Source organism: Nitrococcus mobilis Nb-231 (assembly GCF_000153205.1).
GTDB classification, from domain to species: domain Bacteria; phylum Pseudomonadota; class Gammaproteobacteria; order Nitrococcales; family Nitrococcaceae; genus Nitrococcus; species Nitrococcus mobilis.
This window is the reverse complement of record NZ_CH672427.1, coordinates 1,396,780-1,410,341: the sequence shown is the minus strand read 5'-3', so window position 1 is coordinate 1,410,341 and position 13,562 is coordinate 1,396,780. Positions and strand designations below refer to the sequence as shown.

The following is a 13,562-nucleotide window of genomic DNA, read 5'->3' as shown; positions in this document are numbered from 1 at the left end:
ACCACAGATGGGCTGACACTCTTGTTCTCGAGCGAGCGGACGCGCCACACGCGAACTCAGAACCCTATATTTGACCGGCCAAAAGAATAAATAATATAGCAGCGCCCCAACGATAGGCCCCATATGGCGAACTGGCTACCGTCTGCTTTCGCCGGGTGCTCGGGGAATAGCTTATCGATGAGCTTGAAGGATGCGGGCTGCTCGGTAGGAAACGACAGAGGAGATTGCGAGTGCCTATCCGGCAAGCTGGTCGTTCGAAATAGCGCCATAGTCTTCGAACATCATCTCGGACCGGCGCACCGCCTCTACGCTCCTCCGGTAGCGTGTTGATCCCGACCGCCCTCTTCCGAACCGCTTCCTGCCAAAGAGCGCAAGGCATGTATATCGATCAACTCGACTTCGCAGCCCGATACAACAATTCGCCTTTGCTCCACGAAACGCCTGAACAGTCGGCTCGTGGTCTCGGAAGCCAATCCCAGGTAATTACTGAGATCGTGCCGCAGCATCGGCAAGCGAAACCGGGTCGACGACAGGCTACGCCGAGCGAACCGCTCGCTCAAACTGAGCAGCAGGATCGCCAGGCGCTGCTCGGCGGTACGACGGGCAAGCGTTCGCAACATCTCCTGCTCGTTGAAGATCTCGCGGCTCATGATTCGTAACAGCTGACGTTGCAGGCCGGGAACTTCCGTCGCGAGGTCCTCCAACTGGGCGAACGGGATCTCACAGACACTGGTGGTCTCCAGTGCCACCGCCGTGCATGGGTAGCGATCGAACGTGATGGCGTCCAGCCCCAAGAGCTCGCCGGGCAAATGAAAGGCTGTAATCTGCTCCTCACCATCCTCGGTCAGAGAAACGCGTTTCAGCGAACCTGACCGCACCGCGTAGATAGCGCCAAAGCGCTCACCCGCTCGATAAAGCACGCCCCTCTTGGTGAGAGGCCGTCGTCTCCGGACGATTCGGTCCAGCGCATCGATGTCTTCGGGGCTGAGCATCAACGGCAGGCACAAATCAGCCAGATTGCACGTGCGGCACGCTTGGCGAATCTCGTGAAGCGGACGCCGGTGAACAGAATACGTTAAGCCCACCATGACGGACGATCCCTCCTCGGCTGGTCGACCCTTTCCTGGGATTTGGTGCAGCCCTTCCTGGGATCTGGGAGATGGGATGATAACCCGTGGATTTCACTTAAACCGGTTCGGCCAAGTCAAAAATCGCATCGCAGTCCTGCTACGTTCATGGGTACTCGATGTTCCTCATCAAGTCAAGGTATCCACCGGGCAAGGGACGGCCAGGTGATGGCGCCGTCGTTGATTCCGCGCAAGCCTGGCGAACGGATGAAGACCGACCGGCGCGATGCGTTGAAGCTGGCGACGGCGCTGCGCAGTGGCGAGCTGACGGCGGTGTGGGTGCCGAACACCGAGCAGGAGGCGATGCGTGACCTCAACTCGCGCGCGGGACGATATCAATGTCAGGTTTCGTGTGATTCTATTGGGCAGCGGGTCTGGCGTTTGTGCGTGGCCCAGCTCGCCCGGTCTGGCCCGAAGTAGGCTGTGAACGCTTTCTCGCCCCATGGGCACCGGCTGGGCGCGCAGATCGGCGCGAACGCCGAGACCGATCAGATACTTGTCAGGGTGCCTGAGTGCCAGCGTGAGCGCTCCGTATCGGCGGGGAACTTCGCCGCGATCAGCGCAGGCAGCTCATCGGTTACGTACGTCTCCATCCGATAAGTGCGCGGACCAAGGTTCGAGCGTCGCGTCGATGTAGAATCCCGCGCCTGTGCTCAAGTCCCAGTCATCCCCCTCGTGCGCGATGCCCGCGCCGTGCCGGCTCGCGAATCGCTGAGCGCCTGCCTTGACGGTGGTCATTTCTTCGGTGCAGGTAAGGCCCGCGAGGTAGTAGAGCACCGGCACCGAGCTTTACCCGAGCGGTGGAACATGCACCGCGAAGCCGATGGAGGTACCAGTCGCTTCCGACTCGTGGCGGTAGAAGCCTTGGACCCCGTCGAAGCAGCGTTGCTCGCTCAACCTCTCCATTGCAGCCGCCCCCCGAGCCACCTTCATGTGAATCTGAGAATGCCGAAGGAGCGGATATTGTTCAACCGTGTGCTTACCGATACATGGCTTGCAGACTAATCCACTGAGATGGACACCCCTTCCCCTTAAAACGTGACCACAATGTGCCAAACTGGCAATGAGCATGTTCAGCAAACGGTGGAAAAGGCGCCCATCCCATTGGGATACGCTTTGCCGAAAAGATGCGTAATGCACATTACCCTACAGTAGTTCGCCAAGCGCTGCTTTTGCGATAATGCGATGGAGACGAAACATGGGCAACGATCCGCTGGGTATCAGGGCGACTCTGACAACTGAATCGGGACCCGTCCACTACGCGAGTCTCGTAAGACTTGCGGAGAAGATTGGCGCGGACGTGGCGCATCTCCCGCATACGGTCAAGATCCTCTTAGAGAATGTGGCGCGACGAGCAGGTGGCAGGGACGTCTCGCACGCCGATGTCGAAGCGCTCGCAAATTGGCCGCATGGTGGCGACGCATCGATCGCGTTCATGCCGGCGCGGGTATTGATGCAGGATTTCACAGGCGTTCCGGCCGTTGTCGATCTCGCGGCAATGAGAAGCGCACTGACTCGGTCGGGCGGCGACCCCAAGTGGGTCAGTCCTTTCGTTCCCGTAGACCTCGTCATCGACCACTCGGTCCAGGTCGATCGTTTCGGCAGCGATGATGCCTACGCCGCAAACCTCGAGTGGGAGTACCGACGCAACCAGGAGCGTTATACGCTGCTTAAGTGGGCTCAACAAGCGTTCGACAGCTTCCGGGTTGTGCCGCCTGGAATGGGGATCTGCCACCAGGTCAACCTGGAACATTTGGGGCGCGTCGTCATTGCACGCGACGGATGGATCTTTCCCGACACTCTGGTCGGAACCGATTCGCATACGCCAATGATCAACGGCCTCGGTGTACTGGGCTGGGGTGTCGGCGGCATTGAGGCTGAAGCGGCAATGCTGGGCCAGCCTATGTTCGTGCCGAAGCCGATCGTTCTCGGCGTCAGGACACTCGGGACACTGCCGCCTGGGACGACTGCCACCGACCTCGTCCTGACGCTGACGCAAAAGCTCAGGACGCACGGTGTGGTGGGTAAGTTCGTCGAGTTTTTCGGCTCTGGATTGAGCAGCCTGAGTATTGCCGACCGCGCCACATTGTCGAACATGTCGCCGGAATTTGGCGCCACTGCGACGCTTTTCCCGGTCGATTCGAACACCTTGAAATACCTGCAACTGACTGGGCGTGGCGCCAATATCGATCTCGTCGAGCGTTACACCAGGGAACAGGGACTATTCAGGACCGATGCCGACCCCGAGCCGCATTTCAACGAAGTACTCGACCTGGACCTTGGCAAGGTCGAGCCGAGCGTCGCTGGGCCGAAGCGGCCTCAGGATCGCGTCGCGCTGGCTGACGTAAGGCAGTCATTCGGGTCTGTTGTCGACGGCGCAGCGGCTAGTGTGAATGCCAAGGATATCGCGCGGCTCGTCTCCGAAAGCTGCTCGTCGGCGGGCGAGTTCCTCAAATCTCCGCCAGAGCGATTGGAAGAGCCGCGTGCAGCCACTTCCGTGACCGACGGATCGGTCGTAATCGCTGCCATCACGAGTTGTACTAATACGTCGAACCCTTCGGTCATGATTGCCGCGGGACTGTTGGCTCGCAAAGCGGTCGAGGCCGGATTGCAATGCCAGCCCTGGGTGAAAACCTCGCTGGCGCCCGGCTCGCGCGTCGTGACCCAGTACCTCGAGAAGGCGGGCCTCACCCCGTATCTCGAGAAGCTCGGTTTCAACCTCGTGGGTTACGGATGCACGACCTGCATCGGCAACTCCGGCCCCTTGCCCCAAGAAATTGCCGAAGTTGTCGCCAGCAAGGACCTCTCGGTCGTGGCAGTGCTATCGGGCAATCGCAATTTTGAGGGTCGCATCCATTCCCAGGTGAAGGCGAGCTACCTCGCGTCTCCGCCGCTGTGTGTTGCTTACGCACTGGTTGGCACGGTGCTGTGCGATCTGAACGTCGATCCGCTCGGGATCGGCCGGAATAGCGAACCGGTTTATCTGAGGGATGTTTGGCCGACCGCCGAGGAGATCGAAACTCTGATCGCCTCTTCGGTGGCACCGGAACAGTTCGACCTCGAATATGGTCGCATCTTCGAAGGTAACGACAAGTGGAAGAGCATACCGGCGCCCACAGGTACCTTGTTCGAATGGGCCGATGAATCGACCTATGTTCGCGAACCGCCTTTCTTCATCAATTTCGCGAGCACTCCCAAAGCAACAGCGGACATAGAAGGTGCCCGTGCCCTCGCCGTTCTCGGCGATTCGGTTACAACCGATCACATCTCGCCGGCCGGCGCTATTGCCCTCAACTCGCCAGCAGGACAATATCTCGTCGAGCATGGCGTGCCGGCGGAAGAGTTCAATAGCTTCGGCTCCCGACGCGGCAATCACGAAGTGATGATGCGTGGCACGTTCGGCAACATTCGTCTGCGCAACTCCATGGTGCCGGACACCGAAGGCCCCTGGACCTTGCACGTTCCAAGCGGCGACAAGATGAGCATCTACGACGCGGCTATTCGGTACCAGCGCGAGGGTACGCCACTGGTAATAATCGCCGGGCGAGAGTACGGATCGGGTAGTTCGCGCGACTGGGCAGCCAAAGGTGCTGCGTTACTTGGTGTTAATGCAATTATCGCCGAGACGTACGAGCGTATTCACCGCAGCAATCTGGTGTGCATGGGAGTATTGCCATTGCAGTTCAAAGACGGCGACTCGGCCAAATCATTAGGATTGACTGGTGTCGAGACCTTCACCATCACCGGAATCGGTAGCGGCATCGAGCCGGGCCAAACTGCAACGGTTTCAGTGACCCGATATGACGGATCTCAAACTGCGTTCGATACGATAGTGAGGATTGACGCGCCAGCTGAAGTCGAATATTTCCGCCATGGCGGCATCTTGCAGCTGGTCCAGCGCCAACTGCTGTCAGCTTGACCCCGCAATCGATGATCAAATGCGTAGCGATATGAGGCTCGCCACCATGAACTCATTGGCACAAGACTATCCAGCCGTTTTACTGAGCGCGCACGAACCACCGTGTCTCTCACTCTATCAACCAACGCATCGGCAGCATCCCGCAAACGTGCAGGACCCTATTCGGTTTCGAAACCTCTTGAAGTCGATCGAGAAAACCCTTCGCAAGAAGTACCAATCACACGACATCCCGGCCCTGCTGCGACCATTCGAGGCACTGGCCGAAGATCGGGCTTTTTGGGATCACACCGCGAGCGGACTGGCGGTACTGGGTGGGCCCAGCCTGTTCCGCGTGTACAGACTGCCACGGCCGGTTGTCGAGCTGGCGATCGTCGCCGACAGCTTTCATACCAAACCGCTCATGCGCATTGTGCAATCGGCCGATAGCTACCAGATTCTCGGTCTGAGCCGAAACGCCTTCTCAGTGTATGAGGGCAATCGCGACGCGCTGTACAGATTGGAGCCGATAGAAGGCGTGTCCTATACGGCCGATGAGCAATTGGGAAAGAAGGCGGATGATCGTGAGGGTGCCCACCGCGCATACGGTCCTACTGGGATAAGCACAGTGGCACGTCATGGCACTGATGTTAAGCAGGATGCCGAAGACCGGGACACCGAGCGGTTTTTTCGCGTGGTTGATCAGGCGGTGCTGAAACATTATTCGCAACCATCGGGGCAGCGCCTGATACTGGCGGCTTTGCCTCAACATCATCATCTGTTTCGCGCCGTCAGCCGCAACCCGTATCTGATGGACGAGGCGATCGATAGTCAACCCGACGCTTTGTCGATCGATGTGTTGCGTGAACGCGCATGGCTGCTGGTGCAACCGCACTACCTCAAACGTCTGGCCGGCTTTGTAGAAGCATTTGGCGCGGCAAGGTCAATCGGACGCGGCGCGGATGATCTCAGCAGCATCGCCGAAGCCGCCATCGCCGGGCGAATCGAAACGCTTCTGATCGAGGCCGATCGACTGATTCCGGGTCGCATCGACGCCGCAAGCGGTGCGATTGCAACTGACAATCTGAGCAACCCGGAAATCGACGACGTACTGGACGACCTCGGTGAATACGCCCTCAGATCAGGCGGTGACGTAATCATCGTCCCCACCGAGAAAATGCCAACACGAACCGGTGCAGCCGCAATCTATCGCTTCTGATGAACGGTTTCGACAACCTTCATGGATTGTTCGTTGGCGACGACGAGCTGGCGCAAGTTTGTCGCGATCTCCCGGAGTCCGCGTGTCGGGAGCAACCACGCAACTACGGCTTACATGTGGTGTCTCTGAGCCTGACGAGGGTCGGAGAAGGCCTTACCGATGCCAAACTCGTGCTCGCCTGGCTGCTCGATGCGATCGGTGCGCCAACCTGGGCCATCGGCCTGTTGGTGCCCGTGCGTGAATCGCTTGCCATGTTGCCGCAACTCCTGATTTCGGCGCGGATTCGACGATTCAGCATTCGCAAGACCGTCTATGTCGTAGGCTGTGTCGTGCAAGGTGTTGCGATCGTCGGATTCGGTTTGGTTGGATTGACGCTTTCGGGTAACACAGCCGGCATCATCTTGCGCACCACCTGCTCTTTGAATTCCTCGCTGTAGTGACCCATGCTCCACTCACCGCCCGCTCCCTCAGAGGTTAAGTTTCCCAAATCAACTGACCGGACTTCTATGCTGACAGAGGGGGCTACCAGCACCTCGGCTATCAGCCGCTGCCCGGCGCATCGCCGCGGACTGGCCACGCCAGCACGCCTACCACCCGCTCCTGCTGGAGATTTTCGTCGAGCAGCCCCGCTTTCGCGGCATCGCCTATCAGGCCGCCAGCTGGACCGGCGTGGGCATCACCACCGGACGCGGGAAACTCGATGGGCACTGCCGCACCCTACGGCCCAAGAAAACCATCTGGGTCTATCCCCTGCACCGCAGGTTCCAACAGTTGCTCTGCCAGTGATCGGCGCGCCGCCCAAGCTGCCGGTGTACGTTACTGCCCAGAGTTATCGAGAACGTACTTAAATAATATATAGCCTATTGATTCTACAATGCTTATGATAATCACCGGGAATTGTTGGTAGACACTATAAAAATTAAACCTGTTTCGAGCATCTATTGATGATTAAATTGATAAGGGATAAGTAAAAAATAATAAGTGGATCATATTGAATAATGCATGAGAAATAATTGTAAGCTGTATATTTCGAGTCAGCTGATAGACGAGCCCATACCCAAATCCTGCGAGAGTTGCCAGCGCTACATATTCAACTCCGCCGCCAAAATGAACCAGACCAAACAAAATTGAAGTGATTGATAATGGTATTGTCTTCAGCAACAGCTTGTTGGATGTAAATAATAAATACAATTTGCCCTGAATGAATCCTCTAAAAAACACTTCTTCAGCCATTGCAACGACGAGTATCTGATTTAGGATGAAAAAACAAAAGAATTCAGCACCGAAGGCATAGTCAGTATTAAAGTCAATTAAACCTAATTTTATACCGGTAAACAACACGATTGATGCGGTAATAAGCGTAATCACAAAAGCACAGATAATATGTGTAAACTTAACTTGATATGAACGGGGGACTGTCACCAGATAGAATACCAAGCCTGCTAGCGCTTTATCAAAGTTCAAGTAGGACGAGAATTTTGCCGAATAACCTTTTAAAGCTTGATCTTCAATTACTAGTATGTTTTCGAAACCGGGTACTAAGTGAAATCCTAATACGAGAAATAGAAGGAAAGAAAAAATGCCTACAGAAACGCGAAAATAGTTTGAGTGCTTGCTCTCTAAAATAACCAAGGAAATAGTAAGAAGCAGAATAATATTAACCGCTACAGCTGAAATAAAGCCAAATAATATGAGCCAAATTAATAATACTGATAAAGTTAACCACCAAACCGAAACCGCTGTATTTTTGAACTCAATGTTCTTGATATTCCTTGAGAGAAATGTGATTACATAGAGAACGAGAGCAATAAAAATTGGCCATTGTGCAACTTGATGCATATTTTTATTTATCCGTATTAGCCGGTAAAAACACTAATATTTTTATTAAGAAAGCCACGCTTGCTATTTTATCCGCATGAAATACAAGCGCGAAACGGACGGTCGGCGTCTTGATGGTGCTGGAAAAGAGGCGACCCGGCTACGGGTAGGGCGGATGCTGAACAAGGGTTTTTCGCCAGAGCGGCTGGCGAAGGATTTGGATATCAACCGGCGCTCGATCTACAGCTGGTTGGAGAAGTATCACAACGGTGGCTGCGAGGCGCTTAAGCGTAAGCCTCGGCCTGGGGCGAAGTCGAAGCTCACGGCAGAGCAACTACAGAAGCTCTACCGCATGGTGACTTGGTCGGACCCGCGTCAATATGCTTTTCCGTTTGCGCTGTGGACGCTGGCGCTGGTGCGGGAGCTGGCCAGTAAGGAGTTCGGAGTGGCCCTCTCGAAAGTTTCGGTCGGGCGGATTCTACGCACCTTAGGGCTCTCACCGTTGCGGCGTGCCATCGAGCGGGACCCGCTGCGGGTTAGCGAATGGCTGCACGAGGAGTTTCCCGCCTTGCAGGCGCGAGCTAACCCAACTTAGCGGATTCGCCCCGGATTTTGCGGGCGCCGAAGAAAAATCTTTTTGAAAATCAAAAGACGGTCTGTGGATAAGCCCCGCAAACCCGTTGTAGTGAAGACCTTTGGAGTGTGCACCTATATTAATCAATTAGTTGGCGTTTCAGAACAGCCGAATCCGCTAAGTTGGGCTAGGACTGGCCTGTCTGTGCAGAACAAATTAGCCTTGTCGCCTGATCAGCGTCGGCACCTGCCGTCGACTCGCCGCTCCGGCTCGCCCATCAGTGCAGGTCGGCGGCTCGCCCCCCCCCCGAATCCGCACCGGCGGCGGCCTCGCCGGCGCGCCCCCCCTCCCGCCGGTTTTCCGGACAGGCGACGCCCGGCACGGCCGCCGCCTTGGGGCTCGGAACTCAGCCCCTTTTGTATCCAGGTGAGTGAAAATCTTCTCGATGACCTCGGGATCCTCGATACAGGTGATGATTCGCACCGCCACACCGCAAGCCGGGCAAGTTTCATCGGGCACATCCCTATGCCCGACCGCTTCGCGGCAGCCTACGGCTGTGCAAATCGGCTTTCCTGCCGATTTGTCGATATCGATCCCGAAGATCCGCTTGAGGCGCTGCGCCCAGAACCTGCCCCGGACTCGACTCCGGGGTCATCGCGGTGCGGCGTTCGGCCGGTATCTGCTCCTCCGGATCGCTCCTCATCGGGTGCCGGCCTCCCCTTCCCCGCTTGGCCGGTGTCATTCACGCGCGGTATTTGCTGTTCGGCGCGAACACTCCATGAAAGCGAGTCGCGAAGTGGCGATCTGCTCCGCTCCACCCGAATTCCAAGCAGTAGTCTCGCTATTGCACGCCCTGCACCTCAAGCGTCAACCTGCTGCCGTGCCCGCCGACTGCCGGCGCCACGTTACGGGCGGTTTACCCATCACGCGTTTGAACGCCCGGGCAAACGCGGCTTCGGAATCGTAACCGACCTCCAGCGCTACCTGCATGATCGACTTATTGCTGTGGCGGAGCTCCTGGGCCGCGAACTGCATCCGCCACTGGGTCAGGTACTGCATCGGCGGTAAGCCGATGACCTGATTGAAGCGGTCCGCCAGCGCCGAGCGGGACAGTCCGACTCTCCGTCCCAGCTCGCCCACGCTCCAGGCTTTGCTCAGGCGCGCGTGCAAAAGCGCCAGCGCGCGCGCCACATACGGATCCTTGAGCCCGGCCAGCCACCCGGTCTGATCTTCGGGCAGGGATTCGGCATAGCGGCGCACCGCCTCCACGAACAAAAGCTCGGAAACTTTAGCCAGAATGGTTTCCGAACCCGCGCCCTGCGGCAATCTCGTCCGCGGCGTAAGCGAAGGTGCTGCGGATCCACTCCGCGCCGCTGCCCTGACCGACAGCCAGCTCCAGTACCGACGGAAGCGAGCTGACGATGGGGTTACAGTCCAGGTTCTCGGCGCCGAGGAATCCGCAGATGATGCGCGTGCGTTCGCCGTCGCCGCCGAGTCGGATGGTGGAGAGGCCGCCGTCGGTAGACGGGACCACGACATCGTCGCCCGATACCGGCGCCAGACTCAGATCTCCGCCCAAAATGTGCAGATCGTTGCGCGGAAGCAGCACGACCTGGCCCGGACCCAGCACCACCACCGGTTCGTCCTTGGTCTTAACCCGCAGACGACCTTCGAGCACGTAGTGGTAGGGAATGATGTCCGAAGCCGAGTCCAGAAATCGGGCGCAGTTCTCGGGCGAGACCTGCGAGCTCAGGCACCACGGATCGGAAAACTCCGCGTGCAGAAAAACGCCTCCTTTCAGTCGAGTCGCTCTCAGGACATCCGACAGTGCGTCCATCCCATCCCCTCAACCGCGGCGTTTCGGGCAAGAGTGCCGGTGAACCGGCCGTAGGCAGTGTACCGCATTCACTCCATAGTCACGTCCATCAAGCTCAGATTCTTGTATGAAACTTTTTGTTCACAACCATTTAGCGAGCACGTTATGGACGAGCAGAAACTCAACGCGTTCATCGGTCAGTTGCTGAACGACCTTGGCGGCGCCTTTGGCATTGCGCCGGTGCGCATCGGCAACCGGCTCGGGTTGTACAAGGCGATGCGGGAATGCGGCCCTATGACCTCCCTCGAGCTGGCCGCAGTCACCCACCTATCGGAGCGCTATGTCCGCGAGTGGTTGTCGCACCAGGCTGCCTCGAGCTACGTTACCTACGATCCGGCGAGCGAGCGGTTCACGCTGCCCCCGGAGCAGGCCGCAGTGTTAGCGGATGAGGAAAGCCCGGTCTACATGGTGGACGCGTTCGACGCGGCGGCCGCCTACCTGGACAACCAGCCGAAGGTCGAGACCGCGTTCAAGACCGGCGCCGGCGTCGGCTGGGGCAGCCAGGCAGGCTGCCTGTTCTGTGCCGTCGCCCGCTTTTTCCGCCCAAGCTACCAGGCCAATCTGGTCGACCACTGGCTGCCGACCCTAGACGGCGTGGTCGAGAAGCTTGAACGCGGCGCGAAGGTGGCAGACGTCGGCTGCGGACACGGCTACACCACCGTCATGATGGCGCAGGCGTTTCCGAACTCGGAATTCATCGGCTTCGATTTCCATCCCGTTTCTATCGAGGAGGCCGCGAAGCACGCGGCAGAGCACGGCGCCGGGGAGAACCTGCGCTTCGAGGCCAGCCCAGCCAAGGGGTATCCCGGCAACGACTACGACCTCGTGACCTTCTTCGACTGCCTGCACGACATGGGTGATCCGGCGGGCGCCGCGGCGCACGTGCGCCAATCGCTGAAACCCGACGGCACCTGGATGATCGTGGAGCCCTTCGCGCACGACAGGCTCGAGGACAACCTAAACCCGGTCGGTCGCCTGTACTATGCGGCATCGACGATCGTGTGCGTGCCGTCTTCGCTCGACCAGGAGGTCGGCGCGGCACTAGGCGCCCAGGCCGGGGAAGGCCGGCTGCGCGAAGTCGTCACCGAGGGCGGTTTCGGATCATTCCGACGCGCGACGGAAACGCCATTCAACCTCATTCTCGAGGCACGGGTGTAACAAGTCGCAGCGAGCAATACACGTCACACGAGGACAAGACGATGAAACATCTGGCGATTGTGGTCAGGGAGGACGCCTACGACAAGCTGCTCACTCCGCTGACCTTTGCGTACACGCAGGCCGCCACCGGCGTTGAAGTGGACATCCTCTTCGTGCTGTGGGCGGTGCGGGTGCTGACCAAGGAAGGCGCATCCACCCTCACGGTCGAGGGGCGCCACGCTCCGGAAACCGATTGGCTGCGCCAGCGGCTAAGGGAAGAGGGCGCCCCGACGGACATCGGCGAGTTTCTGCAGCGGCTCGCGGGTACCAGCAGGGTCGGACTATACGGGTGCGCCTACGCGGCCAAGACCTTCGAAGTCGACGAGTCCAAGCTCATCCCGGAGGCGAAGGGCATCGTCGATCCCGGCTGGTTTTTGACGGAAAAGGCGGCGCGCGCGGACCATTGCCAGTACTTTTGAGCGCAAGCCGAAGATAATCGATCAAACGCCGGCGTTATTGCCGATGCGATCGATACCGGATCGTAGGGGCTGGCTTGCGAGGTGGACTTTCCACCGTCGGGGGGTGAGCTCAGCGACGCGGCTCGCCGGGTGGGTGCCGGCGGGTTCGGATTATGCGTGCTGGCGAGCGCTGGGATGAGGACGCGATTCATGATGCGGGTGAACACCAGCGCACTGTGATAGCCGAAGTCGATGACCCGGTAGCAGTGGGTGTGAGGGATGCGCTCGATGAGCCCGTGTTGGCGCAACCGCCGCAGATCGTAGGTCATACGCCCCGGGTGATGCGCCGATCGAAGATCAGCTGCACTTGATCAGGGCATCCGAGGTCGATGTTCTCGCGGATGACCTGCTCGAAGAACACCCGCCCGGCGCGCGCTCGGTCGAACATCTAGGTGAGCGCGAACTCCGCCTGCACGATGGACAGATCGTAGCGAAAGCCGGCGGCGCGGTCGGCCGCGGTGAACGATTGCGGCAGGCGGCGCAGCCACTTGCGCAGCAACGCGTCGATCCGCGCCGCGGTGAGTTCGCAACAGATCCAATCGAGCCGCTCGAGGTCTGCACAGGAGAGAATGCCGTTGTCGAGGGCCTCGAAGCCGATGCCGCGCTTGGCGAGCTGGCGCTTCACATACTCGTGGCCATTGATACATAGCTTGGCGTTGTGGGGAAAATGGCAGCAGAACTTCAAGAAAAACGGCCCGAAGTCCGCGTCCACGGCATAGACGTAATAGTGGTTAACCATTGCCGTCGAGAAAACCAGCCAGGTATAGCTTTGGCCGGTGTAGGCGTGGGTACGCCGCTCGGTGCGCACCACCGGGGCTTTCTCCTGCGCCTTGCCGAGGAAGAGCAGCCCTTCCCTTGAAGGCCTTGGGGTAGCGCTGTGCGAGAGTGCCCTTGCGCTTGCCCTTCTTGAAGGGCACGACGCCGATACCCCCTTGTCTGGCAAATCGTTCCATGGCCGCCACGAAGGATCGGCTCATCGGCGCCATCAACGACGAGGAGGCGAACGGGTGCCCTCGGTGCTGACGAAAGGAGTAGGCGATCCCACCTTCAGCCTACAGCATCGGCTAGTAGATGTTGAAACACATCCGATCAATGCAAGCCACTTCCAGCGCGGTGCGCTCACCGAAAACCTCGGCAACGCTTCATGCTACGCCCATCCCGGGCTCCAGTCGCATAACCTCCCTCAAGCCCTATGAGGCCACCATCGCCTGCGGCGATCAATCACACGGTGCCCGCACCGTGGCGGCGAGGCACCGGCCGGAGCCCACTCAACACCACTGCGCCGGTCTGGGCCGTCCTACGCGAGAACCCCGCCTTATTGATCAGGTGTGTGGCAATGCAACGCTCTCTCACCCGTCAACGAATTTGGCGATATTATTGTAGGGGTAAGTCTGGGTG

General features: G+C 58.6%; 14 protein-coding genes and 2 pseudogenes. 8 read left to right on the top strand and 8 right to left on the bottom strand.

What is annotated here, in order from left to right; all coding sequences use genetic code 11:
* Positions 1-305 precede the first annotated feature (305 nt).
* Positions 306-1,088 (bottom strand): fumarate/nitrate reduction transcriptional regulator Fnr, encoded by a 783-nt coding sequence (gene fnr / locus NB231_RS06490; RefSeq protein WP_050756061.1) that lies wholly within the window; start codon positions 1,086-1,088, stop codon positions 306-308.
* A 204-nt stretch (positions 1,089-1,292) separates the two neighbouring features.
* Here fnr and NB231_RS18410 point away from each other — a divergent pair.
* The 5 genes and pseudogenes from NB231_RS18410 to NB231_RS06470 form a co-directional block, all read left to right on the top strand.
* Positions 1,293-1,442, top strand: a pseudogene (locus tag NB231_RS18410) (IS110 family transposase); the annotation flags it as partial.
* A 285-nt stretch (positions 1,443-1,727) separates the two neighbouring features.
* Positions 1,728-2,132, top strand: a complete 405-nt coding sequence (locus NB231_RS18405) for a hypothetical protein (RefSeq protein ID WP_156776924.1) — start codon at positions 1,728-1,730, stop codon at positions 2,130-2,132.
* Positions 2,133-2,325: 193 nt separating this feature from the next.
* Complete coding sequence (gene acnA, locus NB231_RS06480; protein WP_005000733.1) at positions 2,326-5,046, top strand: aconitate hydratase AcnA; 2,721 nt, start codon at positions 2,326-2,328, stop codon at positions 5,044-5,046.
* A gap of 46 nt (positions 5,047-5,092) precedes the next feature.
* The gene (locus tag NB231_RS06475; RefSeq protein WP_040661979.1) at positions 5,093-6,241 is read left to right on the top strand and encodes a baeRF3 domain-containing protein; all 1,149 of its coding nucleotides are present in this window, start codon (positions 5,093-5,095) and stop codon (positions 6,239-6,241) included.
* The gene (locus NB231_RS06470) at positions 6,241-6,678 is read left to right on the top strand and encodes a hypothetical protein (RefSeq protein ID WP_005000731.1); all 438 of its coding nucleotides are present in this window, start codon (positions 6,241-6,243) and stop codon (positions 6,676-6,678) included. The genes NB231_RS06475 and NB231_RS06470 overlap by 1 nt, the downstream gene beginning before the upstream one ends.
* A gap of 103 nt (positions 6,679-6,781) precedes the next feature.
* Here the strand turns inward: NB231_RS06470 and NB231_RS19485 are convergent, their stop codons facing one another.
* Both NB231_RS19485 and NB231_RS06465 read right to left on the bottom strand, forming a co-directional pair.
* Positions 6,782-6,949, bottom strand: a complete 168-nt coding sequence (locus tag NB231_RS19485) for a hypothetical protein (RefSeq protein ID WP_005000730.1) — start codon at positions 6,947-6,949, stop codon at positions 6,782-6,784.
* 240 nt (positions 6,950-7,189) lie between these two features.
* On the bottom strand, positions 7,190-8,080 hold the full coding sequence (locus NB231_RS06465; RefSeq protein ID WP_005000728.1) for a CPBP family intramembrane glutamic endopeptidase: 891 nt from the start codon (positions 8,078-8,080) through the stop codon (positions 7,190-7,192).
* A gap of 76 nt (positions 8,081-8,156) precedes the next feature.
* Here NB231_RS06465 and NB231_RS06460 point away from each other — a divergent pair, with 76 nt between their 5' ends.
* Positions 8,157-8,654, top strand: coding sequence for a helix-turn-helix domain-containing protein (locus NB231_RS06460; RefSeq protein WP_005000724.1), 498 nt, complete (start codon positions 8,157-8,159; stop codon positions 8,652-8,654).
* 393 nt (positions 8,655-9,047) lie between these two features.
* Here the strand turns inward: NB231_RS06460 and NB231_RS19480 are convergent.
* From NB231_RS19480 to NB231_RS19000, 3 genes and pseudogenes are all read right to left on the bottom strand, one after another.
* Positions 9,048-9,423: pseudogene (locus NB231_RS19480) on the bottom strand (hypothetical protein); the annotation flags it as partial.
* A 77-nt stretch (positions 9,424-9,500) separates the two neighbouring features.
* Positions 9,501-9,959 carry a helix-turn-helix domain-containing protein gene (locus NB231_RS19005; RefSeq protein ID WP_198007249.1) on the bottom strand — a complete coding sequence of 153 codons (459 nt, stop codon included), beginning with the start codon at positions 9,957-9,959 and terminating at the stop codon, positions 9,501-9,503.
* Positions 9,922-10,470 carry a cupin domain-containing protein gene (locus NB231_RS19000; protein WP_005000722.1) on the bottom strand — a complete coding sequence of 183 codons (549 nt, stop codon included), beginning with the start codon at positions 10,468-10,470 and terminating at the stop codon, positions 9,922-9,924. The genes NB231_RS19005 and NB231_RS19000 overlap by 38 nt, the downstream gene beginning before the upstream one ends.
* 144 nt (positions 10,471-10,614) lie before the next feature.
* Here NB231_RS19000 and NB231_RS06450 point away from each other — a divergent pair, with 144 nt between their 5' ends.
* Both NB231_RS06450 and NB231_RS06445 read left to right on the top strand, forming a co-directional pair.
* The gene (locus NB231_RS06450) at positions 10,615-11,667 is read left to right on the top strand and encodes a class I SAM-dependent methyltransferase (RefSeq protein ID WP_005000721.1); all 1,053 of its coding nucleotides are present in this window, start codon (positions 10,615-10,617) and stop codon (positions 11,665-11,667) included.
* 41 nt (positions 11,668-11,708) lie between these two features.
* Entirely contained in the window at positions 11,709-12,125 is a 417-nt protein-coding gene (locus tag NB231_RS06445) for a DsrE family protein (protein WP_005000720.1), read from the top strand.
* Positions 12,126-12,429: 304 nt separating this feature from the next.
* Here NB231_RS06445 and NB231_RS20000 read toward each other — a convergent pair whose 3' ends face one another.
* Together NB231_RS20000 and NB231_RS16720 are read right to left on the bottom strand one after the other, a co-directional pair.
* Positions 12,430-12,552, bottom strand: a complete 123-nt coding sequence (locus tag NB231_RS20000; protein ID WP_005000719.1) for a hypothetical protein — start codon at positions 12,550-12,552, stop codon at positions 12,430-12,432.
* Positions 12,553-12,975 carry a hypothetical protein gene (locus NB231_RS16720; RefSeq protein ID WP_005000718.1) on the bottom strand — a complete coding sequence of 141 codons (423 nt, stop codon included), beginning with the start codon at positions 12,973-12,975 and terminating at the stop codon, positions 12,553-12,555.
* Between the last annotated feature and the right edge of the window lie 587 nt (positions 12,976-13,562).